This is a genomic window from Paractinoplanes bogorensis, assembly GCF_018829635.1.
Classification (GTDB): domain Bacteria; phylum Actinomycetota; class Actinomycetes; order Mycobacteriales; family Micromonosporaceae; genus Actinoplanes; species Actinoplanes bogorensis.
This window is the reverse complement of the sequence record NZ_JAHKKG010000017.1, coordinates 73400-98446: the sequence shown is the minus strand read 5'-3', so window position 1 is coordinate 98446 and position 25047 is coordinate 73400. Positions and strand designations below refer to the sequence as shown.

Below are 25047 nucleotides of genomic sequence, written 5' to 3'. Positions count from 1 at the left end.
GTGCCGGGCCACCCGGTGCGGCACGATGGTGCGATGACTGGACGTGTACGGGCTCCCGAGCTCCGCGGTCGTGGCTGGCTCAACACCGGCGGCAAGGATCTGACCCTCGCCGACCTGCGCGGCAAGATCGTCCTGCTCGACTTCTGGACCTTCTGCTGCATCAACTGCCTGCACGTGCTCGACGAGTTGCGTCCGCTCGAGGAGAAGTACGGCGACGCGCTCGTGGTGATCGGCGTCCACTCCCCGAAGTTCGAGCACGAGCGCGACCCGCAGGCCCTGGCCGCGGCGGTCGAGCGCTACGGCGTACACCACCCGGTCGTCGACGACGGCGACATGCACCTCTGGCAGCAGTACGCGGCCAAGGCGTGGCCGACGCTCGCGGTGATCGACCCGACCGGCTACCTGGTCGCCTCGATGGCCGGCGAGGGCCACGCGGAGGGCCTGTCCCGCCTGATCGACGAGCTGATCGCCCAGCACACCGCCGACGGCACCCTGCATCGCGGCGACGGCCCGTACGTTCCGCCGGTCCCCGCCGACACCGTGTTCCGGTTCCCCGGCAAGGCGATCGAGCTCCCCGGCGGCCACCTGCTGGTCAGCGACTCGGCCCGGCACTCGATCGCCGAGGTCGAGGCCGACGGCGATTCCGTCGTACGCCGTTTCGGCCCGTTCAAGGAGCCGCAGGGCCTGCTCCTGCTCCCGGCCGAGATCGCGTCGACGGCCGGCTACGACGTGCTGGTCGCCGACACGGTCAACCACCAGCTCCGCGGCCTGCGCCTCGCCGACGGTGAGATCACCCTGGTCGCGGGTTCGGGCCGGCCGTGGCGCTCAACCGTCGGCGAGCACCCGCACGACGCCCTCGCCGCCGACCTGTCCTCGCCGTGGGACCTGGCCTGGTACGACGACCGCGTGATCATCGCGATGGCCGGCATCCACCAGCTGTGGTGGTTCGACCCGATCAAGCGCACGGTCGGCGTCTACGCGGGCACGACGGTCGAATCCCTGCGCGACGGCCCGATCCCCGACGTGTGGATGGCCCAGCCGTCCGGCCTGTCGGTGGGCGGCGACCGCCTGTGGATCGCCGACAGCGAGACGTCCGCGCTGCGCTACATCGCCGACGGCGTCCTGCACACCGCGGTCGGCCAGGGCCTGTTCGACTTCGGCCACGTCGACGGCCCGGCCAAGGAGGCGCTGCTGCAGCACCCGCTCGGCGTCGCCGCCCTGCCCGACGGCTCGGTGCTGATCGCGGACACGTACAACGGCGCGATCCGCCGCTTCGACCCCTCGTCGGACCAGGTGTCCACGGTCGACACCGGCCTGGCCGAGCCGAGCGACGTGCTGGTGACCGAGGCCGGCGACGTGATCGTGGTCGAGTCGTCGGCGCACCGCCTGACCCGGCTCGCGCCCGGCGCGGTCCGCACGGTCAACGGCGAGCGCCACCGCACCGAACGCCCGGCGTCCACCGTCGCCCCCGGCGAGGTGACGCTCGACGTGGTGTTCACGCCCGCACCCGGGCAGAAGCTGGACACCCAGTTCGGCCCGTCCACCCGCCTGGTGGTCTCGGCCTCCCCGCCCGAGTTGCTGCTCGACGGCGCCGGCACGACCACGGACCTGTCCCGCGCCCTGGTGATCAACCCGGACGTCCCCGAGGGCATCCTCCAGGTCGTGGCCCAGGCCGCCACCTGCGACGTCGACGTCGAAAATGCCGCCTGCCACCTGACCCGCCAGGACTGGGGCGTCCCGATCGTGGTCAGCCCCGACGGCCCGGCTCGCCTCCCGCTGATCCTGCGGGGAATGGATGAGGACTCCTGACGTCCAGCCCGGCTTTGGTCAGGCCGTTTCGCACCCGCGTGGCCAGGTCCACTGCGCCTGGGGTGTCACCGTGCACGCAGATCGACGCCACCGGCACCGGCACCACCTGGCCGTCACCGGTCTCGACCTCACCGTCGACAGCCATCCGCACGGCCCGGGCAACCACCGCGTCCGGGTCGTGCAGCACGGCCCCCGGCAGCCGGCGCGGCATCAGCGTCCCGTCGGCCTGATACCCCCGGTCGGCGAACCCCTCACCCACCACCGCAATGCCGACCGCCTCCGCGAGCCGGGCCAGTGTCGACCCGGGCTGGCACAAAACCGGCAACCCCGGCCCGTACGCCCGGATCGCCTCCACAACCGCACCCGCCTGCACCTCGTCGACGGCCGCGGTGTTGTAGAGCGCGCCGTGCGGCTTCACATAGGCCACCTGCCCGCCGGCAACGCGGCAGAACGCCTCCAACGCCCCGATCTGGTACAGAATGTCGTCTCGCAGCTCGTCCGGGTCATAGTCGATGCGCCGTCGTCCGAACCCGGCCAGATCCCGGTAGCCCACCTGGGCCCCGATCGCCACGCCCCGCTCCACCGCGTCGCCACAGATCCGGTACATCGTGGACGGATCACCGGCGTGAAACCCACACGCCACGTTGGCCGAGGTAATCACGTCGAGCAGGGCATCGTCGTCGCCGAGCTGCCAGCGGCCGAAGCCCTCACCAAGGTCGGCGTTGAGATCAATCGAGCGCACGAAACCGCACCGTACTCCCCGGCCGCGCCTGAGCCAGCCCATTCACGTCGTCAACCACCCCAATCACCGGGTAGCCGCCGGTAGTCGGATGATCGGCGAGAAAGATCAGTGGCTGCCCGTCCGCCGGCACTTGGATCGCTCCCAGCACCACACCCTCAGACGGCAGCTCGCCCGTTTTGATGCGCGGCAGGGCCGCCCCACTAAGCCGACAGCCGACCCGGTTACTCATCGGGCTGACCTGATATTCGCTCGAGAACAGCTCGTTCGCGTCAAACCAGTCATCGCGCGGCCCAAGCCAGACGCCCAGCTCAATGTGATCGCCGCCAGCAGCCGTCGCCTCTTGATCTTCGGGAGCAGCCGCCGCCTCCCCCGCCCACCCAGGGACGTCGGGGCTGACGCTACCCGCAGAACCACCCAACGGCGCGCCGTCGTCCACAGCCCGCGCCCCAGCGGCCGCGCCGCCCGCCGAGTTGTCCACAGCCCGCGACGCCGCTCGCACGGCCGCGTCTCGTCGCCCCTCGTCGCGCGCCCCGAACTCAACCTCCGGCCCGAATTGTCCGGACTCGTCGCCGATCGGAAGGGACGTGCCGTCAGTCAGTTTTGGCGGACCCAGACCCGAGAGCGTGTCGGTCGATCGTGATCCGAGCACCAGCTCCACGTCCAGGCCACCGGCCACGGCCACATAGGACCGGACGCCCCGGGCCGCCCGCCCGATGTCGAGCACCGAACCCGCGGGCACCTCGATCACCCCGTCGCGGGGCGTGACCGGGAGCTTGTCGAGCTTGAGCACCGCCGTCGCCCCGGTGACCGCGACCACCGCCGCCCGCTCGAACCGCAGCGCGCATCCGAGCAGCGTGGTCTCCAGCCCGGCCGCGTGCGGCGGGTTGCCGACCAGGGCGTTCGCGCGGCGCAGGGCCCACTGGTCGAGGGCTCCGGAGCGCGGCACGCCGAGATGCGCGTATCCGGAACGGCCCTGATCTTGGATGGTGGTGAGCGGGCCGGCCCGCACGACCGTGATCACGTTGCCACCAACTGCACACGGGTGCCGGGGGTGAGCCGGGCCGGGGGTTCCCGTCGTACGTCGAAAAGGGTCTCCGACGTGCGACCCACCAGCCGCCATCCGCCCGGCGAGGCCGTGGGATAGATGCCGCAGTAGTCACCCGCGAGGCCGACCGCACCGGCCGGAACCCGCTGTCGGGGAGTGTCGAGCCGGGGCACGGCGTACTCCGGGCCGAGCCCGCGCAGGTAGGCGAAACCGGGTGCGAATCCGCAGAACGCGACGGTGAAATTTGTCTCGGTGAGACGGGCGATTACCCGCTCGCGGGGCATTGACCACCGCGCCGCGACGTCGTCGAGATCCTCGCCGTCGAACACGGTAGCGATCTTGACCAGCGAACCTTCTCGATGCTCGACACCCACAAAATCATGCGCTCGCCACGAGGAGAGCAGAGCGTCGGTGCCGGGTTCCACGCCGTCGAGCAGCAGCGTCCGGGCACCGGGCACGATGTCGATCACGCGCAGCTCACCCGCCTCGCGCCGGCGCACCACCTCACGCCGCCACGCCTCGACCTCGTCGCCGTCGCGGCACTCGAGCAGCAGAGCCGAAGCGCCCGACCGTTTCAGCCTCATGGTCACATAGTGCCAGTGCCGAAGTTCACTACTGACGAGTAACTTACGATACCGTAACCTGAAACTCGTGACGACTTCCGCCCCGTTCCGGATGAAGCCGGCTGACCTCGGAAAGCCGAGGCTGCGCGGCCGGTTGCATCAATACGCGTTCTTCGTCGCGCTGGTGTGCGGCATCGTGCTGTGCTCGATCGCCCTGAGCAGACCGGGCATCGCGCCGTTCCTGAGCGTCCTGATCTACAGCGTCACCGTGTGTGGGCTGTTCGGCATCAGCGCGCTCTATCACCGGCGGGTCTGGAGCGAACGCGGCTACCAGATCATGCGCCGGGCGGATCACTCGATGATCTTCATCTTCATCGCCGGCACCTACACGCCGTTCTGCGTCGAGCTGCTGCCGACCGGCAAGGCGACGCTGATGCTGAGCCTGATCTGGGGTGGCGCGCTCGGCGGGGTGGCGCTCAAGACCATCTGGCCGCATCTGCCGCGCTGGGCCGGTGCACCCCTCTATCTGGCGCTGGGCTGGGGCGCGGTCGCGATCCTGCCCGAGGTGCTGCACCGCGGCGGCGTCGCCACCCTGGTGCTGCTCGCGGTCGGTGGCGTGATCTACAGCGTCGGCGCCGTGTTCTACGCCCTGCGCCGGCCGAACCCGTGGCCCGAGGTCTTCGGCCACCACGAGTTCTTCCACGCGTGCACGCTGGTGGCCGCGATCTGCCACCACATCGCGATCTACTTCTCGCTCTACGCCTAAGACGACACGGAGACGCGCACGCCCGGGTTGTCGTAGGCGACCCGGGCCGCCTGCACGTCGCCGATGTGCGTCTCGGCCCATCGCGACAGCGCCCGCACCAGGTCGAGCAGACTCAGGCCGAGAATGGTCAGTTCGTAGTCGACCCGGGGCGGCACCTCGGCGTACACCGTGCGGCCGATCAGGCCGTCACGCTCGAGACCGCGCAGCGTCTGGGTGAGCATCTTGGGACTGATGCCCTCGATCCGCTTGGCGAGCGACGAGTAACGCTGCGGGCCGTCGGCCAGCATCCCGACGACCAGGACGCTCCACGTGTCGCCGATCCGGTCGAGGATCTGCCGGCTCGGACAATCTTTCGCGTACGCGGTGGTTTCCACCTGGACACTATCCCTCAGGTAAGTACTGCACTTCAAGGTGCCTTCTATCGATTGGGAAGTGACCTCTGACCTGCGCGGTTATGGTGGTGCAAGCTTCAATCAGCAGGAGGAACGCTATGAGCATCGTCGTCACGGGCGCCACCGGACACCTCGGCCGGCTCGCCATCCAGTCGCTTCTGGCCAAGGGTGTGCCCGCGAGCGAGATCGTCGGCCTCGGCCGCTCGGTCGACAAGATCGCTGACCTGGGCATCACGGTGAAGCAGGTCGCCTACGAGGATCCGGAGGCGCTGCGGGCGGCGTTCGAGGGTGCCGACAAGGTCCTCTTCATCTCGGGCAGCGAGGCCGGTCAGCGGATGGCCCAGCACACCAACGTCGTCGCGGCGGCCAAGGCGGCCAACGTCGGCCTGCTCGTCTACACCAGCATCCCGAAGGCCGACACGAGCGACCTCAAGCTGGCCGAGGAGCACCGCGCGACCGAGAACCTGATCGTCGAGTCCGGTCTCCCGTACGCGTTCCTGCGCAACAGCTGGTACTTCGAGAACTACAACGTCGCGCAGGGTCTGGAGCACGGTCTATTCGGCGCCTCGGCCGACGGCAAGATCAGCGCCGCCACCCGGGCCGACTATGCCGAGGCCGCGGCCGCCGTGCTCACCACCGACGGCCAGGCCGGCAAGGTCTACGAGCTGGGTGGCCAGGGCTTCACGATGGAGGAGTTCGCCGCCGAGATCGCCGCGCAGTCCGGCCAGCCGGTCACCTACACCGACCTCGGTGAGGACAAGTACCGCGAGATGCTGGTCGGTGTGGGCCTGCCCGAGGCGTTCGCGGCGATCCTGGCCGACTCCGACCGGGGCGCGGCCAACGGCGGGCTCTACGTGCCGGTCGACGACCTCGAGTCGCTGCTGGGTCGTCCGGCGACGTCGCTGAAGTCGTACGTGGGAACCGCTCTTAAGGCCTGACAAGCGAACGACAAAGCGACGCCGGCAGGCCGCTAGGGGGAGGGGCGCGGCTGCCGGCGTCGCGAGTCGGGTTGGTTACTGGTAGGCGGGCGGCGGAGGCGGCGGAACGTCGTCGCGCCGGGTCTCCCGGTATTCGCTGCGCACCTGCTGCTGCCCATAGACCGGGGCCCCCGCGACCGGATCGGCGGTCGTCTGCCGGGTCACGACCGTACGGCGACGGCTGTTCCAGAACCAGAGAGTGATGACCAGGCCCACCAGGCCGGCCGCCATCAGGATCCACCCGATGATGTTGATGTCGATCCCACTGATGTTCGCGTTGACGGCGAACGCCAGGATCGCGCCCAACGCCAGCAGGAAGATGCTTCCGCCGATGCCCATCACGGGCCTCCTTGATCCTCACCGTGGTCAATACGTCGCTGACGGGGTTACCCACCCGCTCTGATCCTCAATCAGGCAAGCTGGACGCATGACCGCTAGGACGCTCGTTCTGCTTCGCCACGCCAAGGCCGAAACGCCTGATGAACGCTCCGATTTCGACCGGAAACTGACCACGGTCGGCGAGACCGACGCGGATGCGGCGGGTGCCTGGCTGGCCGACGAGCGCCTGCATCCCGATCTGGTGCTGTGCTCGGCCGCGGCCCGCACCCGGCAGACCTGGCAGGGCGTTTCGATCGCGCTGGCCCAGGCCCAGCCCGGCGGCGGGACGCCCGAGGTCCGCTATGAGCAGAGCCTCTACAGCGGTGGGCCGACCGAGGTGTTCGACCTGCTGCGCAAGGTGCCCGAGACGGTTCGTACGGTGCTGGTGGTCGGGCACAACCCGACGATGTCCGAGGTGTCGACGCTGATGATCCCCGACGATCAGTACGACGGCGTCGACATGATCATGAAGACGGCGGGTCTGGCGGTACACCGTACGGAAGAAGGCAGTTGGTCGTCGACCGAGCCGCGCTCGATGCATCTGGTGGAGCGGCATACCGCTCGCGGATAGACGACCGAGGCCGGCGAACGTCATCGTTCGCCGGCCTCAACCGTTTTCAGGAGTGGTGAGAGGAGCGGGGCGGCTCCGCTCACCGGGGGGAACTACCTCAGAAAACGTCCTCGGAGATGTCCATGATGTCCAGAGTGGTGTTCTCGATGATGCGCCGGTCGGAACCGACGCGGGGCAGGACCTCGCGGACGAAGAATCGGGCCGCCGCGACCTTGCCCTCGTAGAAGTTCTTGTCGGCCGCCGACAGCTCGCCGCCCAGCGCCTTGAGGGCGACCTCGGCCTGGCGCAGCAGCAGCCAGGCGAGCACGACGTCGCCGAGCGCGAGCAGAACGCGCCGCGAGCTCAGGCCCACCTTGTACAGCTCGCGGGTCTCGCCGCCCTGCACCGCGCCGAGCCAGCCCATCGACGCACCGAGGATCTGCTGCATCTCGCCGAGCGCCTTGCCCAGCCCGAGCCGCTCGACCTTGAGCTGACCGTTGCCGGCCTCGCTCTCGACGAACTGCTGCATCTCGCCGGCCAGCGTGGCCAGCGCGACGCCCTGGTCCTTCACGATCTTGCGGAAGATCAGGTCGAGGCTCTGGATCGCGGTCGTGCCCTCGTACAGGGTGTCGATCTTCGCGTCCCGCACGTACTGCTCGAGCGGGTAGTCCTGCAGGAAGCCGGAACCGCCGAACGTCTGCAGCGCCTCGTGACCGAGCAGCTCGTACGCCCGCTCGGAGCCCACGCCCTTGACCAGCGGAAGCAGCAGGTCGTTGACCTTGCTCGCGGTCTTGGCGGCCTCGGTGTCACCGGCCGCCTCGGCGATGGCGACCTTGTCCTGCCACGTGCCGGTGTAGACGACCAGGGCACGAAGAGCTTCCGAGTACGCCTTCTGGAGCATCAGAGACCGGCGTACGTCGGGGTGGTGGGTGATCGTGACGCGCGGCGCGTTCTTGTTGTCGTTCTGCACCAGGTCGGCGCCCTGTACGCGGTTCTTGGCGTACTCGAGGGCGTTCAGGTAACCCGTCGACAGGGTCGCGATCGCCTTGGTGCCGACCATCATGCGGGCGTACTCAATGATCATGAACATCTGGCGGATGCCCTGGTGCTTCTCGCCGAGCAGCCAGCCCTTGGCCGGGGTGCCGTGCTCGCCGAAGGTCAGCTCGCAGGTGTTCGAGACCTTGAGGCCCATCTTGTGCTCGATGTTGGTGGCGTAGACGCCGTTGCGCTCGCCCAGCTCGCCGGTCTCGGCGTCGAAGTGGTACTTCGGCACGATGAACAGCGACAGGCCCTTGGTTCCCGGACCGCCGACACCCTCGACGCCGACCGGACGGGCCAGCACGTAGTGGATGATGTTGTCGGTCAGGTCGTGCTCACCCGAGGTGATGAAGCGCTTGACACCCTCGATGTGCCACGAACCATCGGGCTGCTGGATGGCCCTGGTGCGGCCGGCGCCGACGTCGGAACCCGCGTCGGGCTCGGTCAGCACCATCGAGGAGCCCCAGAGCTTCTCGACGAAGAGCTTGGCCCACTTCTTCTGCTCCTCGGTGCCCTCGGCGTCGATGACGGACGCGAACGAGGGACCGGACGAATACATCCATACCGGAGCGTTGGCGCCGAGCACGTTTTCGGCCAGGGCCCACCAGAAGGCGCGCGGGGCGAGGGTGCCGCCGAGCGACGCGGGCAGGTCGAGGCGCCAGAACTCGCTGGCCATCCACTGGTCGAACGACTTCTTGAACGACTCCGGCAGCGGCGCGGTGTGCGTCGCAGGGTCGAAGACCGGCGGATTGCGGTCGGCCTCGACGTAGCTGGCGGCCAGATCCTCGGTCGCGAGGCGGTTGACCTCGGTCAGGACGTCCTTCGCGGTCTCCGCATCGATGTCCGAGTACGGCGCCTGGCCGAACGCCTGGTCAGCCCCGAAGACCTCGAACAGATTGAACTGAAGGTCCCGAAGGTTGCTCTTGTAGTGACTCATGGTGCTTGGCCCCGCTCTCCGAACGCCGCCGGTCTGGAGTTACCCGTCAGTAACACCCACTGTATTACTGATCGGTAGCGGCCGACAAGCCGCGAGCTGTTTCGTGACCAACCACCCTGTTGCGGGGGTGTGTCCGTCGGTTTCGACATCAAACGCCTCCGATCGGGTGGCCAGCAGGATGGCCGTTCGGCTATTTGCCGACTCCCATGCGCACCTCACGTATCGGTGCGCGATTCGGCTCGTTGCACCGGATAGACACGGAGCTTTTCGCTTCGACCAGCAGCCGCCAAAGGGGGCGCGCCATGTTCGCCACGATCAAGAGCCTCATTCCCGAGCCCCGACAGGCGGACCAGCCACGCCACTACGTCGGGCGGCACCGTCGGCCCGAGCCAGTGCCAGTGCCGGTCTCGCCCGCTCCCACGCCTTCGCCGTCGCCCGAGGGCACTGAGGTCGCCGCCTAGCTTCCGGCGGCGCCGACTTCCCAGCTCGGCATGGGCACCGCGGCACCGTCGTCGGGTCCCGCGTATTCCAGCAGCACCAGTGCGATGTCGTCCTCGAGGCGACCGTGCACCCAGTCGACCAGGGCGGTCTCGAGCGAGGCCAACCCGTCGCCGACCGTGCCGTGGCCGAGCAACCGCCACGCGCGGTCGGCGGTCGGGAAGAACTCACCGTCCCGGCGCGCCTCGCCCAGCCCGTCGGTGAACAGCAGCAGCCGGTCGCCCGGCTCCAGCCGCTCGACCCGCGGCTTCACCTCGGGCATGAACCCCAGCGGCGGCGCCGGCGACGGTGGCTCGAGCGGGATGACCTGACCCCGGCGCAGCAGCAACGGCGCCGGATGTCCACAGTTGACGATCGTCAGGGTGCCGCCACGCTCTTCGACCAGCGCCGCGGTCACGAAGTCCTCGTCACCGACGCTGCGCGCCACCGCCCGATCCAGATCGGTCACCATCGACTTGAGATCGGCCCGCTCGTACGCGACATGCCGGTAGGAGCCGAGCACGATGCTCGCCAGCCGGACCGCGTCCAGACCCTTGCCGCGCACGTCGCCGATGATGATGCGGACCCCGTACGGCGTATCGAGCGCCTCGTAGAGGTCGCCCCCGATGTCGGCGGCGGCGGTGGCCGAGATGTATCGGCCCGCCACCGCGAGCGCCCCCACCTGCGGGCCGACCGGCCGCAGCACCGCCTGCTGGGCGACCGCGGCGAGCCGCTGCAACTCGGCGATCCGGTCGGCCTGACGCTGCCGGATGGTCGCCACGGCGGCCGCGATGCCGGTCGCGAGCAGAATGCCGAGAATGTTGACCGTGCCGGCCACGGTCAGCGCGCCGGCCCCGCCCACGAAGACCATGCCGACGATCGTCGCGAGCACCCCGACGACAAGCACCGTCTGCCAGAACGCGAAGACCGCGGCCAGGAACGGGACGGCCGCGAAGAGCCCCACGAAGTCGGCCTTGGGACCGTCCGCGATCTCCACGGCGGACACGACGGCGAGCAGCACAATGGCCGCGCCGAGACCGGCGCGGGATCCAGAACTCAGCGGGCGGCGGCCCGGCGGCAGATTAGGCATGGCTACGCCGAACAGCATGCCCGATCGAAGCTACGGACTGCACTAACTTGACCCGTAGTCTGAGCGGGTTCTGACCGGGCGGCCGAACGGGACCCCCATGCAGTGACAGGATGTCCGCGTGACAACCGATCTGCGTGATCTTTTGAAGGCGGCGTTCCGCTGGACGGATCCGGGCGAGGGCTACCTCGTCAGCAACCGGTCCGGCTGGTGGCGCTCCCCCGAGATCATCGCCGGTCTGGGCGACGGGCTGGCCGACCTCTTCCGGGCCGACCGGCCCACCGTGGTGGTGTCGCCCGAGGTCACCGGCTTCCTGGTCGGCCCCCTGGTCGCGCGGGCTCTCGGGGTCGGTTTCGTCGAGGCCTACCGGGCCGGGGCGCGGCGTCCGATCGCCGAGCCGATGATGTGGGCCGAGGTGCCCACTGATCATCGTGGTGAGACCCAGCATTTGGGCGTACGCCGTGAGTTGCTCAACGCCGATGACCGAGTGCTCGTGGTCGACGACTGGGCCGCGACCGGATCCCAGTCCAGGGCGCTGCGCTCGCTGCTCGGCGCCACCTATGTGGGCACCGCCGTGATCGTCGACGAGTGCCCGCCCGCCGTGGCCCACGAGCTCACCCTGCGCGGCCTGCTCACGGCGGCCGACATCGACCCTTAGGCCTTCGGGTAGTCCTTTAGCGCGCCGCGAGCCGGGATCCAACCGGTGGCGGTGTATTCGGCGACTTTGCTGAGCACGTACGGGTCTTGGGCGATGATCTCGCGGGCGCGCCCTTCGTCCTCGACGTTGAGCAGCACGACCCCACCGACGGGCGGATCCTGGCGGCCGGCCGTGACGACCAGATTCTGCGCCTCGAGGCCCTCCAGAAAGGCCAGGTGCGCATCGCGTACGGCGTCGACCTGCTCGACCGGCACGAGGTACTTCGAAATCATCAGGTACACGCCCGCAATCGTACGATCGAATCGTGAACAACCTCGGGCGGTACGGCATCTGGATCTCCCGCAACGACTGGCCGGTCGAGGCCGGCCTGATCGCCTCGGCCGCGCAGGAGATCGAGGCCCTGGGCTTCACCTCGGTCTGGATCGGTGCCAGCCCACCCGACGACCTGGAACTCCCCGAGGCCATCCTGGCCGCGACGGAATCTCTGGTCGTCGGCACGAGCGTTGTCGACATCTGGCACAGCCACGGCGAGACGCTGGCCGCGAGCCACATCCGGGTGAGCCACCAGTTCCCCGGCCGCTTCATGCTGGGCGTCGGCTCCGGCCACGCCCCCACGGCGGCCTCGGTGGGCCAGAACTACACGAAGCCCCTGACCCGGTTACGCACGTTCCTCACGGACAAGCTGGCCCACGTCCCCGCGTCGCAGCGGATGATCGCCGCGCTGGGCCCCAAGGCCCTGGCCACGGCCCGCGACCTGACCGCCGGCGCGCTGCCCTACCTGACCCCACCCGGACACACCGCTGACGCCCGCAAGATCCTGGGACCAGACCCCCTGCTCATCCCCGAACAGAAGGTCTACCTGTCCACCGATCCCGTCGAAGCCCGCCGGGTGGCCCGCCGACGATTGAAGTCCTATTTGTCGCTGCCGAACTACACCAACGCCTGGCGCCCATACGGCTTCACCGACGCCGACTTCGCCCACGACGGCAGCGACCGCCTGACCGACTTCACCGTCGCCTGGGGCGACGCCCCCACGGTCCGAGCCCGAGTCGACGCCCACTTGGAGGCCGGCGCCAACCACGTGGCCCTGCAGGTCCTCTCCGCCCACAACGGCCCCTACCTGCCACGAGACGAGTGGCGTGCCGTAGCCGAGGCGCTCGCCCTGACCTGAGCGCCCTGCGCGGGTGCTGGCGCACTTGTCGCAGCAAGCGGGGTGCCCAACCGCAGACGGCCGCACATCCGCTGGGGACTCACCAGTCGGAACAGGAGAAATGAGTCGAGCGGGCGCAGGCATGATCGAGGACCAGGATCAGTCGGTAGCGGTTCTGTTCTTTCAGACGATCGAAGAGGTCGTGCATGAAGGGCTCTTCCGGTTCGTGCGGAACGGAGAGCTCCAGGTCGAACGGGTGACTGACGAACGGCTCGTTGGTGGCGTGGTCGCGGGTAAGCCAAGCGTGCGTGCGGTCGGTGCCACCGTGAAACATCGTCCCGCCATCGACCTCAACCAGGTCATGCCCCAGCGCCGGCGAAATCTCCCGGGCCAATTCCGCTAACGACGGCGCCCAAGCCGCATCCAGAATCCCCAACATGATCGACTTTTCCACAGCAGCCGACGCTAGACCGAACCGCAGGAGCACCGCCTCCGAGTTTCCGCATCCGACCCCACATCGAAATCGGAAGCAAAAGCTCACAACCGCCCCACACAAAAGATCTAGCGCCGGCCCATGAACCGCCGCCAGTCGCGCCTCGTGCTTTGGGTCAGAAACTCAGCAACGTACACCGGGAGGAGCGGGACGATGACCAAGCACAAGCACCCAAAGACCCTCAGCCATCGGAAGACCCTGGTTGCTCCCAAGGCCTGGAAATACAAGGACGGCGTGCCGTCTGCGACGCCTCGTCTTTTCCGCTGAGTCCTGCCTGACGAAGCTCAGCACCAAGGTCACGCGGAGGAAGCTCAAAGCCCTCCTGACGACCGTCGCAGCACAACTGGTCCTGGGCGTGCTGGGAAACACCGTCTACGACCTGATCAAGTACTACTTGCACCAATGACGCCGCCGGGAGTCCGGTTCACGCAATCCGCGAACCGGACTCCCCGCGCCCAGGTAGCCAACATTTCCGAGGTACAGACCAACGAGCTAGATCATCTAGGCGCGCGGCGCCCGAGCTCCGACGTGCTCAACAGCCAAGCTTCGCTGTGGGCCGGTCAACACCTTCGGTCCGCGAGAAGATCAGTCACCGGGACATCAAAGCGCGAACACCGTAATGCGGGGTCTGGGACTCGGCTCGAGGCAGATTTGCGATGAGGACCGGTTCGCGCCTGCCGGTGGTTCGGTGAGTACGGTCTTGAGCCCTGCTTCTGCTTGGGATCCCTGACAGCGCGTGACCGCGCACGGCCCGCTGGAATCGGCCGGGCCGGCGTCTCGGTGGCGTTTGGTTGTGGGCGTGACCACTCACGCAGGTCGCCGTGGCGAGCCTTGCGTTTTGGACGCGCCAGCGGCCAGCGAGGCTCGACGCGGTCCCCGCGGGAGCGACGGTCTGTACCCACCGCCCCGCTGGGACATCTGGCTCTTGATCTTGCTTATGAAGTGGGCCAGAGGCGGAAGTTTTGCGCCGAGCGGCTCGGGGTGGGGCCGCGTTGTCCCTGGTAGCGGGAGCCGTAGACCGCGGAGCCGTAAGGGTGCTCGGCCGGGCTGGACAGGCGGAAGATGCAGAGTTGGCCGATCTTCATGCCGGGCCAGAGCTTGATCGGCAGGTTGGCCACGTTGGACAGCTCCAGCGTGACGTGGCCGGAGAAGCCGGGGTCGATGAAGCCGGCCGTCGAATGGGTGAGCAGGCCCAGGCGGCCCAGGCTGCTCTTGCCCTCGAGGCGGCCGGCGAGTTGGTCGCCCAGCGTGATGACCTCGAGCGTGGACGCCAGCACGAACTCGCCCGGGTGAAGCACGAACGCCTCACCGTCGGTGACCTCGAGTTCGGTGGTGAGATCGTCCTGCTGTTCGGCCGGGTCGATGTGGGTGTAGAGGTGGTTGTTGAACACCCGGAAGAATCGGTCCAGCCGCACGTCGATGCTGGACGGTTGCAGCAACGCCGGCTCGAAGGGCTCCAAAGACAGGTCGCCCGACTTGATCTCGGAGACCAGGTCACGGTCGGAGAGCAGCATCGGGACACCATACCTACCTGCCCGTTCGGCGTGTTTTAGTGGGCGTGTCGAACGTATGTTCGATAGAATGCCCGCATGGCTTCCTGGTCCGATTTCGCCGCCGCCGAGCCCACCCTCGCGGCGGGCATCCGCGCGCTCCTCCAGCAGTACGGTCCTGGCCTGGCTTACCTGGCCACCGTACGAGCCGATGGCGGCCCCCGGGTTCACCCGGTCTCCCCGGTGATCACCGGGGAGGGGCTCTACTGCTTCATCGTCGACTCACCCAAGCGGCGCGACCTCGAGCGTGACGGCCGCTACGCACTGCACTCATATCCCCCGGAAGAGAACGACGACGAGGCCATCCTGACCGGCCGGGCGTCCCGAGTCCGCGACCCGCGGGTCATCGCCGACCTGGCGCTGTCCCTGCACGCGTCGGCCGAGGTCGACTGGCGGCTGTTCGAGCTCTCGATCGAGACCGCGACCCTGCGCACCCACGGCCCGGCCGGCGCGCTGCCACTGGCCGTCGTCCCCCGGGTCGCCCCACTGACCCGCACCTGGCACGCAGAGTTATCCCGCCCACTGGCGGCGGTGAGTTAGTGCTGGGGCAGTGCTCTTCTCAGCGGTCCTCATCAGGTACAGTGAGGCCCGCTGCGGGTGTAGTTCAATGGCAGAACATCAGCTTCCCAAGCTGACAGTGCGGGTTCGATTCCCGTCACCCGCTCGTAGGTGGAGGCCCGTGTTCGCGGAAAGCCCGAACCGGGCCTCCTCGCATATCTGCTTGGGGGCCGAGCCCCCAGACCCCACGGTGCGGTGATTGCGGTTTGTGGGAGGGCTCGGCTTCGCCATCGGGACTAGGCGGGTCGACGGCCGGCTCGGCTTCGCCATCGGCACCCTGATCTCGGTCGCGGCGAACACGGCATCGGCTGCGGGCGCGCGCGAGGGGCCGGGCGCGGGCCGTGCTGTGGACACGTAGCTGGCGGCGGGTTCGACTTGATTGCGTCGCTCGACAGGTTGACGCCCAGCCCTATCGGGATGCTCAGAAGCGCACCCGCGGCCGGTCGGCGACCGAAGCGATGAAGAAGGTGCATTCGCGGCTTCGCCATAACGACGTCTTCCGCTTGGACGCAGGCGTCGGCGCATGAGGTGCTGTCATCTGCTGGCAGGCGCAGCAGCACGGCAGGCGGACTGGGTCTTACCACGCCGCCACAGCAGGCAGCCGTGGCGATCATCAGGAGAAGGGACAGGACGCGGGGTGCGGTAGCTGACTCAGCACTTCCTTCACAGTGTCGGCGACTGAGACGGGGGCAATCGACGCCGGGCCGCCGTCACGGTCCTGTCGATGGCGTCGACGATCCCGTGGTCGGCCTCTCGGTTCGTGTGCTGGTTGATCAAACCGGCGCGCGGGTTGTCGTGGCCCATCCGCGCCACGAGGCCGCCCTGAGCGAGACCGAGCGGCGCTTCCGGGCCACCGTCAACAACGTGCCCGGCATACGTACTGCCGGATCTCGTCGGCGAACCGCAGTTCCTCGAGCGCCGTCACCGCCTCGCCGCGCTCCCACGCCTGCTGGTCGTGCCGGCGTCCGGCGGCGGCCACCGCCTCGGGCAGCACCTCGCTGTCCTCGTGCCCGACCAGGTCGTTCGATGTCGCGCGGGCCTTTGCATCTGAAAGGGGCGTGGCGGGACTGTCGGGAGTGGATGTTTGACGCGCCGGATTCACTCGTTTGGGGGCTGTGCGAAAGCGATCTCACGGGCTATTGCCTTAGAGTGGACATATGGACCTAAACGGTAGAAAACACATCCGCCGTCCGCTTGTTGCCGCTGCTATGACTGTCGGTGCTGTGTGCGCCCTCAGTGCGGTTGCGGTGCAGCCCGCCAGCGCGTCGTCGCATCGGCCGTGCAACGTCGTCAAGCACAGCAACACCGACGGCGTCGTCAAGGTCGGCACCGCGACCGCGACCGTCGGCACCGATGGCATCAAGCTGACCACCGCGGCCGGCAGCAACCCGGACAAGGTTTCCTGGCGCGAGGACATGCGTCCCGTGCCGGCCAGCAGCGTCGACGAGGTCTCGTACGAGACCGTGAAGCTCGACGCGGCCGGTGAAGGCGTCAACGACGCAGCCCTGCCCGCCTACCACATCTTCGTCAAGACCCCGGCCGGCGACGGCACGCTGATCTTCGAGCCGTACTGGTACCTGAGCAAGATCGGCGGCGGCAACCCGCAGCGCCAGCTCCGCACCGAGTGGGACGTGCTGCAGGGTCCGCTGTGGACGTCGTCCACCACGATCACCGGCATGGAGAAGACCGCCGGTGGGCCCGCGACCAAGACGTTCGCCGAGGTCGTGCGGGACAACCCGAAGATGGTCGTGACCGGCATCGGCTTCGGGCTGGGCACCTACAACCCGGGTGTGGTCTCGATCCTCGACGAGCAGCGCTTCGCCACCAAGACCAGCTGCTCCGAGCACCAGTGGTCCACCGGCTTCAAGACCGGCCTCTGGTGGCCGGGCTGGCTGCGCGCGCTGCCCTTCGACCGGAAGAACTGACCCCGGAAGAACTGACCCTCGACGTTGACCGCGGGGCGGCAACCGCCCCGCGGTCAACAACGGTCGACAAGATGTCAGCGCATAGGAACACCGTGGGCGCGAGCAGCAGTCAACAGCTCGTGGATCTGCTGCGGACTCAACCCGCGCGTCGGGATCTGGACATAACGCCCACCGCCCAGCCCGAGGACAACCTGACCGGCCAGGTGCCGGGCGTGGGTGAAGGCGTTCCACGCGTACGTATGCCGGCTGGTCAGCGTCGAGCAGGCCACCCCTTCGGCACTGACCTCGACCGTCATCGGCCCGCCGTCCCGCACGACCCGGCGGGCGTTGTTGTTGATCAGGAACATCGGGACGACGACGGCCAACACCACGCCGGCCACCAGCATCGGGAAGTTGAGGCCCTCCAGCAGGACGGCCAGGGCGATCAGGGCCCAACCACCGATCCGGGCCAGCAGCACCGGCCGCCGCAGCTCGTGACGGGTGGCGGCCGCGATCAGGTGGGGGTCCCGCTGCGCGGTGATCTGCAGAAACACTACTAAAAAGTAACTTTCGGTCAGCTCGGCCCGGCATCAGCCGCTCGGCCGACCACCCCACCGCCGAGACGCGGACTTGAGGATCAATCCGCCAGAATGTGCCGGTGGATGCACTGCTCCTCGACTTCGACGGTCCGGTCTGCAGAATGTTCGCGGGCACTCCAGCGTCCGAGATCGCCGCCACGCTGGCCCACATGGCCGAAATGTCACCAAAAGACGACCCGCTGGAAGTTCTCCGCTGGGTCGGCGAGAACCGCGACCCCGCCACCACAGCGAAGATCGACGACGCCCTGACCGCCGCCGAGATAACGGCCGCACAATCGGCGACTCCCACCCCGTACGCGGAAACGGTCTTCGAGATCGCCCAGAACCGGCGGATCCCGATCGCCGTCGTCAGCAACAACTCAGCCGCCGCCATCGAGGTCTACCTGGCGAAGCACGGCCTCACGGCGGCAGTGGTGATCGGCCGCCCCTACGCGGAGCCGTGGCGGATGAAGCCCGACCCCAGCCCGCTCCATGAAGCGCTCGCCGCCCTAGGGAAGGCCCGCGGCACCATGATCGGCGACTCCCCGACCGACATCACCGCCGCCCGGGCCGCCGGCGTGCCCGTGATCGGCTACGCGAACCGCCCCGCGAAGATCGACTCGCTGAAACACGCCGACACGGTGATCACCAGCATGGGCGACGTCTTCAGCTGATCGTCACGAAGACGTTGTCGATCTCGCCCGCGAACTGGTCGTTGCTCTTGCTGGTGCCCTTGCCACCCACCCGCAGCGGCTCGGCGTTGGCGATCGACAAGGCGGCCGGCACGGTCACCGCGGCCGCCACCGCGCCGTCGACCGAGAGGGTCAGCCGGTTTCCGGAGCGAACGCAGGCCAGGTTGTGCCACCGCCCGTCCGCGACGTCGAGGCTGGGCTCGGCCCGATAGATCTGCCCCCGCCCCGCGATGACGCAGCTCGGGTGGCCCAGCCGGTGGTCGACCTGCAGTTTGTACTGGCTTCCGCCGACCGAGTAGCCCTTCTGCACGACGTTGGCCCCGTCGGCGAGGTCGGCGTAGGTCATCCGCACCGCCGCGCCGTACCGGAGTCGGCGGGTCCCGGGGTTGAGCGAGTCGTCGCGCGAACCCTCCAAGATCACGCGCGGGCAGTCCCGCTGCCGCGCCAGGCGGCACCGGTCGGGATAGGAGAGCGCCAGCCCGTCCCCTTGCCGGACGAGACGGAGCGAGCCGCCGTTCTGCCCGAGCGGCCGGAGCTCGTGGCGGCCGAGGTGATCGGTGATCGGCTGACTGACCCCGCCGTCGAAGTCGTAGCGGACGGCCACCGGCCCGGCCGCCACCCGGATCGGTCCGGGCGGCGCGGGCGACTCCCCCAATGGCACCCGCACCGGAAGAAGCCCCGGAGCCAGGGACGGCTTGACGACGGCGAAGGCGGGTTGCGCCGAGGGCCGTTGTGCGTGCGCCACGGTACCGACGAGAACCAGCAGGCCGGCGAGAGCAAGCCACCACCGTTTGCGAGACATAGGCCTATTGTCCGAAATGGTGGACGACGGATCGAATCCACCCCGGCGTCGGCCCGACAAACTACCCGAACGCGGTCAGCCGACCGTCCGAGGCTGGCCGGCCACGGTGGCCACGTGGGGATGGCCCGGCTCGCCGACCACCGCGTGCACCACATCGTCCAAAGTGATCACGCCGAGCGGCCGCCGGCCGTCGCTGACCAGCACGATGTGCAGTCGATCGCGCCGCATCGTGAGCAGCAGATCGGCGAGCGTCCGCTCGGGCGACACCACCGCCAGGGGCCGGATGATCTCAGGCGGGATCGGCCGGGTCCGGCGCTCGGCCGAATAGCCGAGAATGTCTTTGACGTGCACGAATCCCAGCACGCGCCGGGTCTCGCGCTGAACCACCGGAAAACGCGATCTTCCCGTACGCGTGGCGACCGCCTCGACCGTGGCCGGTGAGACGTCGTCGGCGATGGTCGTGACGCCGGCCCAGGGTCGCAACGTGTCGGCCGCCGTCCGCCCGTGCAGCCCGAGCGCGGCGTGGATGCGCGCGTACTGTTCCGTGCCGAGCAGACCCTCGCTGCGCGCCTGGGTCACCATCCCGGCCAGCTCCTCGGCCGTGAAGACGGTCTTGACCGAGTCGGTGGCCTCGATCGACCAGATCTTGAGGACCAGCCGGGCGGCCCAGCGCATCGCGTTGAGCAGCGGCTTGGTCGCCGTGCAGAAGGCCAGCATGAACGGCCCGAGCAGCAGCGCCGCCCGTTCCGGCCCGGCCAGCGTGATGTTCTTGGGCACCATCTCGCCGATGACCGTGTGCAGGAAGACGACGATGCCGAGGGCCAGGACGAACGCGACCGGATGGATCGCGTTTTCCGGCAGGCCGGCCGCCTCGAACGGCCCCTCGAGGAAGTGGGCCAGCGCCGGTTCGGCCAGCGCGCCCAGGCCGAGCGAGCAGATCGTGATGCCGAGCTGGGCCCCCGCGATCATCAGCGGGATCTGGCTCATCGCCGACAGCGCCCACTGCGCGCGCCGGCTGGTCGCGGCGAGCGGTTCCAGCACCGTACGCCGGGACGCGATCAGGGCGAACTCCCCGCCCACGAAGAGCCCGTTGCCGATCAGCAGCACAACGGTCACCAGGAGCTCAGTCATCGTCGGCCTCCGGCGGCGGCGCGGACACCCGCACCTGTTCGATCCGGTGCCGGTCGACCGCCATCACGGTGAACTCCCAGCCGAGCGTCTCGTAGGACTCGCCGACCACCGGGATGTGGCCGAGGCGGGACAGCAGGAAACCGGCAAGCGTCTCGTACGGGCCCTCGGGCAGCACGAACCCGGTCTGCTCCATCAGTTCGTCCTCGCGGAGCAGGCCGTCGACCAGGTAAGACTTCTCCCCGTCGGGCGCCGTGAGCACCTGCGTCGAGGTCTCGGCCGGCTCCACGTCGTATTCGTCGGCGATCTCTCCGACCAGTTCCTCGATCAGGTCTTCCGCCGTCACCACGCCGTCGGTGCCGCCGTATTCGTCCACGACGATCGCCAGGTCGGCGTTGGCCGCCCGCAGCGCCGCCAGCACCTTGTCGAGGCTGAGGCTCTCGGGCACGTAGACCGGCTCGCGGGCGATCGTCGCGACCTGGGTGGCACCGCGCCGCTCGGGTGGGACGCCGAGCGCGTCGGGCACCCCGACCACGCCGATGACCAGGTCGATCGTGTTTTCGTAGACCGGGAAGCGGGTGTGGCCGGTCTCGCGCGCGACCGAGATCAGCTCGGCCACGCTGGCCGTGGTCTTGAGCCCGACCACGTCGACCCGCGGGGTCATGGCCTTGGCCGCGCGTTTCTCACCGAACCGGATCGTGCGGCGCATCAGCGTGGCCGTCTCGGCCGGCAGCGCGCCGGCGTCGGCGCTGATCGCGGCGAGCAGGCCGAGCTCTTCAGGCGAACGGGCGCTGGCCAGCTCTTCCTGCGGCTCGATGCCGATCCGGCGGACCAGCCAGTTGGCCGACCCGTTGAGGCCGCCGATGACCCACTTGAAGAGCTTGGAGAACGTCCGCAGCGGGGCCGCGGTCAGCAGCGCCGCGCGCATCGGGCGGGCCAGCGCCGCGTTTTTGGGCACCAGCTCGCCGAACAGCATCGAGATCAGCGTGGCCACGACCAGCGCCAGCGCGTGGGTGACACCCTCGGTGGCGTCGCCCGCGAGCGGCTCGATGGCCGGGTCGAAGAGTTTGGAGAGGGCCGGCTCGGCCAGGTAACCGGTGAGCAGGGCGGTCAGCGTGATGCCGAGCTGGGTGCCGGAGAGCTGGAACGACAACTCGTGCAGAGCGTGCTGGACCGTGCGCGCCCGGCGATCACCGGAGGCCGCCCGCGACTTGATCTCGACGCGATCGACCGTGACCAACCCGAACTCGGCGGCCACAAAGAACGCGTTGCCCGCCGTGAGCAGCGCAAACGCTGCCAAGGGGAGCACCGCGGTCAGGAACAGGCCGTCCATGATCGGTTCACCTCGGTCTCATTGTGCCGGAACGGGGCGAGCCCGGCGTACCCACCCGAGGTGAGGATTGGCACGCGCCGAAAATGGAAACCCTCCAGGTATGAACCTGGTCGAAGAGTTCACGCTGCTCGCGTACGACGACGACGGCACTCCGCTGACCGACGGCACCCACCTGGACCACGGTCTCGGCGGTGGGCTGCTGCTCGAACTGGCTCTGGCCGGCCGGGTCGACGTCGTCGGCAAGACCGTGGTCGCGCTCGACATCAGCCCGACCGGCGACCCGCTGGTGGACGCCGCGCTGATGCAGATCGTCGCCGACGACAAACCGCGCAAACCCGGTCACTGGGTGTCGAAGTTCGCCAAGACCACCCGGCCCCAGGTGCTCGACAAGCTGGTGGCCGACGGGATCCTGACGGTCGAGAAGGACAAGGTGCTGTGGGTGTTCCCGCGCACCAAGTATCCGGCCGCTCACGGTGTCGAGCCGCCGCAGGAGACCGCCGCCCGCGACCGGATGCGGCGCGCTGTGCTCGGCACGGGGGCGGTCGAACCGCGTACGGGAGCGCTCTGTGCCCTGGTTGCGGCGACCGGGCTGGACAAGAGCGTGTTCGGCGACCTGGACGCCAAGGACCGGCTGCGTGAGATCAGCGAAGGCGCGTGGGCGGCCGCGGCCGTGAAGAAGGCGATCGACGAGATCCAGGCGGCCGTGATGGTCGCGATCGTGGCCTCGACCACCGCGGCCACCGCCGGCACGCCCTCCTAGACCTCCTGCTTGAGCGAGCGCAGGAGAACCGTCGCGACGTCCACGACCTCGACGTTCTCCTGCTCTCCCTTGCCGGTGACGCCGTCGCCGATCATCGTGTAGCAGAACGGGCAGCCGACCGCGATCGTCTTGGCGCCGGTGGAGAGAGCTTCCTCCGTACGTTCGACGTTGATCCGCTTGCCGATCTTCTCCTCCATCCACATGCGGGCACCACCGGCACCGCAGCAGAAGGAGCGCTCCTGGTTTCGGGGCATCTCCACGAGGTTGCCGACCGACTCACCCAAGACCTCGCGGGGCGCGTCGAAGACCCGGTTGTGCCGCCCGAGGTAGCAGGGGTCGTGGTAGGTCACGTCGCCCTCGATCGGCTGGACCGGCGTCAGCTTGCCGGTCTTCACGAGGTGGGCGAGCAGCTGCGTGTGGTGCACGACCTCGACCTTGAGCCCCAGCTGCTCGTACTCGTTGCCGAGCGTGTTGAAGCAGTGCGGGCAGGTCGCGACGATCTTCTTGACGTTCGCCTCTTGCAGCGTCTCGACGTTCTGCTGGGCGAGCATCTGGAAGACGAACTCGTTGCCGATCCGGCGCGCGGGGTCACCCGTACAGGTCTCGCCCTCGCCGAGAATCGCATAGTCGACACCGGCCTCGTGCAGCAGCTTGGCGACCGCGCGGGTGGTCTTCTTGGCCCGGTCTTCGAACGCGCCGGCGCAGCCGACCCAGAACAGGTATTCGAAGTCTTCCTTCTCGCCGACCCGCGGCACCTCGAAGTCGAGACCCTTGGTCCAGTCCTCGCGGGTGTTCTGCGGCGCGCCCCACGGATTGCCCTTGTTCTCCAGGTTGCGCAGCATCACGCCGGCCTCGCTGGGGAACGACGACTCGATCAGCACCTGGTAGCGGCGCATGTCGACGATGTGGTCGATGTGCTCGATGTCGACCGGGCACTGCTCGACACACGCGCCGCAGGTGGTGCACGACCACAGCACGTCGGGGTCGATCACGCCCTGTTCCTCGGCGGTGCCGATCAGCGGCCGGTCCTTCTCGGCCATCGCCAGCACGTCGACGCCCCGCAGCTGCTCCTCGGTGGCCTTCTCCTCACCGGTCAGGTCGAGACCGCCGCCGGCGAGAAGATAAGGAGCTTTCGCGTACGCGTGATCGCGCAACGACAGCACGAGCAGCTTCGGCGACAGCGGCTTCGCGGTGTTCCAGGCCGGGCACTGCGACTGGCACCGGCCACACTCCGTGCAGGTCGAGAAGTCGAGCAGACCCTTCCAGGTGAACTGCTCGACCTGAGCCACGCCGAACTGGTCCTTCTCGGGGTCGGCCTCTTCGAAGTCGAGCGGCTTGCCCTCGCTCATCATCGGCCGCAGCGCGCCCAGCCCGGAACCGGCCGGCTTCTCGGGCGCGCGCTTGAAGAAGATGTTGAAGAACGCCAGGAAGCGGTGCCAGGCGACGCCCATCGTCGGGTTCAGCCCGATGGTGATCAGCCAGCCCATCGAGATGAAGATCTTGACCAGGGCGGTCCAGGTGCCGCCGTCCGCCCAGGCGGGCAGGACGGCGCCGATCGCGTGGGACAGCGGGGTGGCCCACGCCGCGTACTCGAAGTGATCGGTGGCGACCTTGAACCCGCGGATCAGGAAACCGCAGACCAGCACGCCCAGGATCACCGCCTCGACGAAGTACGCCTGCCACCAGGTCGAGCCCAGGAACCGGTTCTTGGCCGACCGGTTGGCCCGCTGCCGCACGAAGATCAGATAGAGGATCCCGGCCAGGCCGAGGATGCCGATCCACTCGGTCACGAAGCCGAAGATCAGCCAGTGCCCGATGATCGGCAGGCCCGACGCCGGGTTCACGACCTCGAAGTACGCCTCCACGACCAGCAGGAACAGGATCATGAAGGAGACCATGACGAACCAGTGGGCGGCGCCGATCGCGCTCCACTTGAGCATCCGGGTGTGACCCAGCGTCTCGACCAGCATGGTCTTCGTACGCGTCTTGGGGTCGACGAACCGGCCCGGGTCGGGCTGACCCTGGCGGATCACCGCGGTGATCGTGAGAACGGCGCGGACCGCGAGCACGACCGCGACGATGGTGATCGCACCGGCCAGGACGGTGGCGACTATCTGCGCGATACCCATCTGCGTTGTGCCTCCTCGATCGGCGGTTCGCCGCGGCCATGTTACCCACGAGTAATAGATGGCCGCACGCCAGTGGGTCAAGTAGGCGAAGCGCACCCCGGCGATTTACGGGGTGCGCTGGAATAACACGAGGTCACACTACGCCCGGCAAAGCGGGCATTTCGGCGTTACGCCGGCCGTCAACGCCAGCGCGACAGGATGCCGAGCGAGGCCACCATGCACCCGAAGCCGATCGCCAGGTTCCAGTACCGCAGCGCTTCCACCGGGTACTGCTGGGACGACAGGTAATACACGACCAGCCACGCGATGCCGATGACGATGAGCGCCACGGCGCTGATCGGCAGCCACATCGGGCTCGGCTTCTTCGAGGCCGCAGCCGCAGCGGGACGGATGTCCGTCGGCGGCGTGTAGACCTTCTTCTTACGAACCTGAGACTTCGGCACGGTGCTCTCCTGAAGGGCAACAAGTGGTGAACAACCCCACCGCTGAGCGGCTCCGGAGACCCCGAATGCTGCCCGTGGCGATTAATGTTCGACAGCTAGCGTAGTCAA

At 68.5% G+C, this 25047-nt stretch carries 28 protein-coding genes and 1 tRNA gene; 12 read left to right on the top strand and 17 right to left on the bottom strand.

The window, feature by feature from the left end:
* Positions 1 to 33: 33 nt before the first annotated feature.
* Positions 34 to 1809 (top strand): NHL domain-containing thioredoxin family protein, encoded by a 1776-nt coding sequence (locus KOI35_RS41735; RefSeq protein ID WP_215795271.1) that lies wholly within the window; start codon positions 34 to 36, stop codon positions 1807 to 1809.
* Here KOI35_RS41735 and KOI35_RS41730 read toward each other — a convergent pair.
* The 3 genes from KOI35_RS41730 to KOI35_RS41720 are packed head-to-tail and all read right to left on the bottom strand — an operon-like array spanning position 1748 to position 4180.
* On the bottom strand, positions 1748 to 2542 hold the full coding sequence (locus tag KOI35_RS41730) for a LamB/YcsF family protein (protein WP_215795351.1): 795 nt from the start codon (positions 2540 to 2542) through the stop codon (positions 1748 to 1750). The genes KOI35_RS41735 and KOI35_RS41730 overlap by 62 nt on opposite strands.
* Positions 2538 to 3572, bottom strand: a complete 1035-nt coding sequence (locus KOI35_RS41725; protein ID WP_308121383.1) for a 5-oxoprolinase subunit C family protein — start codon at positions 3570 to 3572, stop codon at positions 2538 to 2540. The genes KOI35_RS41730 and KOI35_RS41725 overlap by 5 nt, the downstream gene beginning before the upstream one ends.
* Positions 3569 to 4180, bottom strand: coding sequence for a 5-oxoprolinase subunit B family protein (locus tag KOI35_RS41720; RefSeq protein WP_215795269.1), 612 nt, complete (start codon positions 4178 to 4180; stop codon positions 3569 to 3571). The genes KOI35_RS41725 and KOI35_RS41720 overlap by 4 nt, the downstream gene beginning before the upstream one ends.
* Positions 4181 to 4247: 67 nt before the next feature.
* On the opposite strand from KOI35_RS41720, the gene trhA reads away from it, so the two are divergent.
* Positions 4248 to 4925, top strand: a complete 678-nt coding sequence (gene trhA, locus KOI35_RS41715; protein WP_215795268.1) for a PAQR family membrane homeostasis protein TrhA — start codon at positions 4248 to 4250, stop codon at positions 4923 to 4925.
* Here the strand turns inward: trhA and KOI35_RS41710 are convergent.
* Positions 4922 to 5299 (bottom strand): winged helix-turn-helix transcriptional regulator, encoded by a 378-nt coding sequence (locus KOI35_RS41710; protein ID WP_215795267.1) that lies wholly within the window; start codon positions 5297 to 5299, stop codon positions 4922 to 4924. The two genes, trhA and KOI35_RS41710, sit on opposite strands and share 4 nt — an antisense overlap.
* 116 nt (positions 5300 to 5415) lie before the next feature.
* On the opposite strand from KOI35_RS41710, the gene KOI35_RS41705 reads away from it, so the two are divergent.
* On the top strand, positions 5416 to 6255 hold the full coding sequence (locus KOI35_RS41705; protein ID WP_215795266.1) for an NAD(P)H-binding protein: 840 nt from the start codon (positions 5416 to 5418) through the stop codon (positions 6253 to 6255).
* A 75-nt stretch (positions 6256 to 6330) separates the two neighbouring features.
* Here the strand turns inward: KOI35_RS41705 and KOI35_RS41700 are convergent, their stop codons facing one another.
* Positions 6331 to 6633, bottom strand: a complete 303-nt coding sequence (locus tag KOI35_RS41700) for a DUF6458 family protein (protein WP_215795265.1) — start codon at positions 6631 to 6633, stop codon at positions 6331 to 6333.
* An 88-nt stretch (positions 6634 to 6721) separates the two neighbouring features.
* Between KOI35_RS41700 and KOI35_RS41695 the strand changes: the two genes are divergently transcribed.
* Positions 6722 to 7243 carry a SixA phosphatase family protein gene (locus KOI35_RS41695; protein ID WP_215795264.1) on the top strand — a complete coding sequence of 174 codons (522 nt, stop codon included), beginning with the start codon at positions 6722 to 6724 and terminating at the stop codon, positions 7241 to 7243.
* Positions 7244 to 7340: 97 nt separating this feature from the next.
* Here the strand turns inward: KOI35_RS41695 and KOI35_RS41690 are convergent, their stop codons facing one another.
* Entirely contained in the window at positions 7341 to 9197 is a 1857-nt protein-coding gene (locus KOI35_RS41690) for an acyl-CoA dehydrogenase (protein WP_215795263.1), read from the bottom strand.
* A gap of 457 nt (positions 9198 to 9654) precedes the next feature.
* A complete protein-coding gene (locus tag KOI35_RS41685; protein WP_215795262.1) occupies positions 9655 to 10782 on the bottom strand; it encodes a PP2C family protein-serine/threonine phosphatase in 1128 nt (375 codons plus the stop codon).
* Positions 10783 to 10882: 100 nt separating this feature from the next.
* Here KOI35_RS41685 and KOI35_RS41680 point away from each other — a divergent pair, with 100 nt between their 5' ends.
* The gene (locus KOI35_RS41680; RefSeq protein WP_215795261.1) at positions 10883 to 11419 is read left to right on the top strand and encodes a phosphoribosyltransferase family protein; all 537 of its coding nucleotides are present in this window, start codon (positions 10883 to 10885) and stop codon (positions 11417 to 11419) included.
* On the opposite strand, the gene KOI35_RS41675 is transcribed toward KOI35_RS41680, so the two are convergent.
* The gene (locus tag KOI35_RS41675) at positions 11416 to 11691 is read right to left on the bottom strand and encodes a YciI family protein (RefSeq protein WP_215795350.1); all 276 of its coding nucleotides are present in this window, start codon (positions 11689 to 11691) and stop codon (positions 11416 to 11418) included. The two genes, KOI35_RS41680 and KOI35_RS41675, sit on opposite strands and share 4 nt — an antisense overlap.
* A gap of 32 nt (positions 11692 to 11723) precedes the next feature.
* Between KOI35_RS41675 and KOI35_RS41670 the strand changes: the two genes are divergently transcribed.
* Complete coding sequence (locus KOI35_RS41670) at positions 11724 to 12590, top strand: TIGR03620 family F420-dependent LLM class oxidoreductase (RefSeq protein ID WP_215795260.1); 867 nt, start codon at positions 11724 to 11726, stop codon at positions 12588 to 12590.
* A gap of 79 nt (positions 12591 to 12669) precedes the next feature.
* Here KOI35_RS41670 and KOI35_RS41665 read toward each other — a convergent pair whose 3' ends face one another.
* Positions 12670 to 13023 (bottom strand): hypothetical protein, encoded by a 354-nt coding sequence (locus KOI35_RS41665; protein ID WP_215795259.1) that lies wholly within the window; start codon positions 13021 to 13023, stop codon positions 12670 to 12672.
* 974 nt (positions 13024 to 13997) lie between these two features.
* Positions 13998 to 14576, bottom strand: a complete 579-nt coding sequence (dcd, locus tag KOI35_RS41660) for a dCTP deaminase (RefSeq protein ID WP_215795258.1) — start codon at positions 14574 to 14576, stop codon at positions 13998 to 14000.
* Positions 14577 to 14651: 75 nt separating this feature from the next.
* Here dcd and KOI35_RS41655 point away from each other — a divergent pair, with 75 nt between their 5' ends.
* The 3 genes from KOI35_RS41655 (at position 14652) to KOI35_RS41645 (ending at position 15528) form a co-directional block, all read left to right on the top strand.
* Positions 14652 to 15152: a pyridoxamine 5'-phosphate oxidase family protein gene (locus KOI35_RS41655; RefSeq protein ID WP_215795257.1), complete on the top strand. Its 501-nt coding sequence runs from the start codon at positions 14652 to 14654 to the stop codon at positions 15150 to 15152.
* 53 nt (positions 15153 to 15205) lie between these two features.
* Positions 15206 to 15276, top strand: a tRNA-Gly gene (locus KOI35_RS41650).
* A gap of 93 nt (positions 15277 to 15369) precedes the next feature.
* Positions 15370 to 15528, top strand: coding sequence for a hypothetical protein (locus tag KOI35_RS41645; protein ID WP_215795256.1), 159 nt, complete (start codon positions 15370 to 15372; stop codon positions 15526 to 15528).
* Between the two features lie 498 nt (positions 15529 to 16026).
* Here KOI35_RS41645 and KOI35_RS48075 read toward each other — a convergent pair whose 3' ends face one another.
* Complete coding sequence (locus KOI35_RS48075; RefSeq protein ID WP_215795255.1) at positions 16027 to 16272, bottom strand: PAS domain-containing protein; 246 nt, start codon at positions 16270 to 16272, stop codon at positions 16027 to 16029.
* A gap of 106 nt (positions 16273 to 16378) precedes the next feature.
* Here KOI35_RS48075 and KOI35_RS41635 point away from each other — a divergent pair, with 106 nt between their 5' ends.
* Positions 16379 to 17095: a hypothetical protein gene (locus tag KOI35_RS41635; RefSeq protein ID WP_215795254.1), complete on the top strand. Its 717-nt coding sequence runs from the start codon at positions 16379 to 16381 to the stop codon at positions 17093 to 17095.
* A gap of 74 nt (positions 17096 to 17169) precedes the next feature.
* Here the strand turns inward: KOI35_RS41635 and KOI35_RS41630 are convergent, their stop codons facing one another.
* Positions 17170 to 17628 (bottom strand): YcxB family protein, encoded by a 459-nt coding sequence (locus KOI35_RS41630; RefSeq protein ID WP_215795253.1) that lies wholly within the window; start codon positions 17626 to 17628, stop codon positions 17170 to 17172.
* Between the two features lie 146 nt (positions 17629 to 17774).
* Between KOI35_RS41630 and KOI35_RS41625 the strand changes: the two genes are divergently transcribed.
* The gene (locus KOI35_RS41625) at positions 17775 to 18326 is read left to right on the top strand and encodes an HAD family hydrolase (RefSeq protein WP_215795349.1); all 552 of its coding nucleotides are present in this window, start codon (positions 17775 to 17777) and stop codon (positions 18324 to 18326) included.
* Here the strand turns inward: KOI35_RS41625 and KOI35_RS41620 are convergent.
* The 3 genes from KOI35_RS41620 to KOI35_RS41610 all read right to left on the bottom strand — a co-directional run bounded on the left by KOI35_RS41620 (position 18319) and on the right by KOI35_RS41610 (position 21607).
* Complete coding sequence (locus KOI35_RS41620; RefSeq protein ID WP_215795252.1) at positions 18319 to 19146, bottom strand: LamG-like jellyroll fold domain-containing protein; 828 nt, start codon at positions 19144 to 19146, stop codon at positions 18319 to 18321. The genes KOI35_RS41625 and KOI35_RS41620 overlap by 8 nt on opposite strands.
* Before the next feature lie 75 nt (positions 19147 to 19221).
* On the bottom strand, positions 19222 to 20277 hold the full coding sequence (locus KOI35_RS41615; RefSeq protein ID WP_215795251.1) for a hemolysin family protein: 1056 nt from the start codon (positions 20275 to 20277) through the stop codon (positions 19222 to 19224).
* Positions 20270 to 21607 (bottom strand): hemolysin family protein, encoded by a 1338-nt coding sequence (locus KOI35_RS41610; protein ID WP_215795250.1) that lies wholly within the window; start codon positions 21605 to 21607, stop codon positions 20270 to 20272. Before KOI35_RS41610 ends, KOI35_RS41615 begins: the two co-directional genes overlap by 8 nt.
* A gap of 100 nt (positions 21608 to 21707) precedes the next feature.
* Between KOI35_RS41610 and KOI35_RS41605 the strand changes: the two genes are divergently transcribed.
* Positions 21708 to 22367, top strand: a complete 660-nt coding sequence (locus KOI35_RS41605) for a GOLPH3/VPS74 family protein (RefSeq protein WP_215795249.1) — start codon at positions 21708 to 21710, stop codon at positions 22365 to 22367.
* Here the strand turns inward: KOI35_RS41605 and KOI35_RS41600 are convergent.
* Both KOI35_RS41600 and KOI35_RS41595 read right to left on the bottom strand, forming a co-directional pair.
* On the bottom strand, positions 22364 to 24496 hold the full coding sequence (locus KOI35_RS41600; protein ID WP_215795248.1) for a (Fe-S)-binding protein: 2133 nt from the start codon (positions 24494 to 24496) through the stop codon (positions 22364 to 22366). The two genes, KOI35_RS41605 and KOI35_RS41600, sit on opposite strands and share 4 nt — an antisense overlap.
* A 179-nt stretch (positions 24497 to 24675) precedes the next feature.
* Positions 24676 to 24939: a cell division protein CrgA gene (locus tag KOI35_RS41595; protein ID WP_202997483.1), complete on the bottom strand. Its 264-nt coding sequence runs from the start codon at positions 24937 to 24939 to the stop codon at positions 24676 to 24678.
* Positions 24940 to 25047 lie beyond the last annotated feature (108 nt).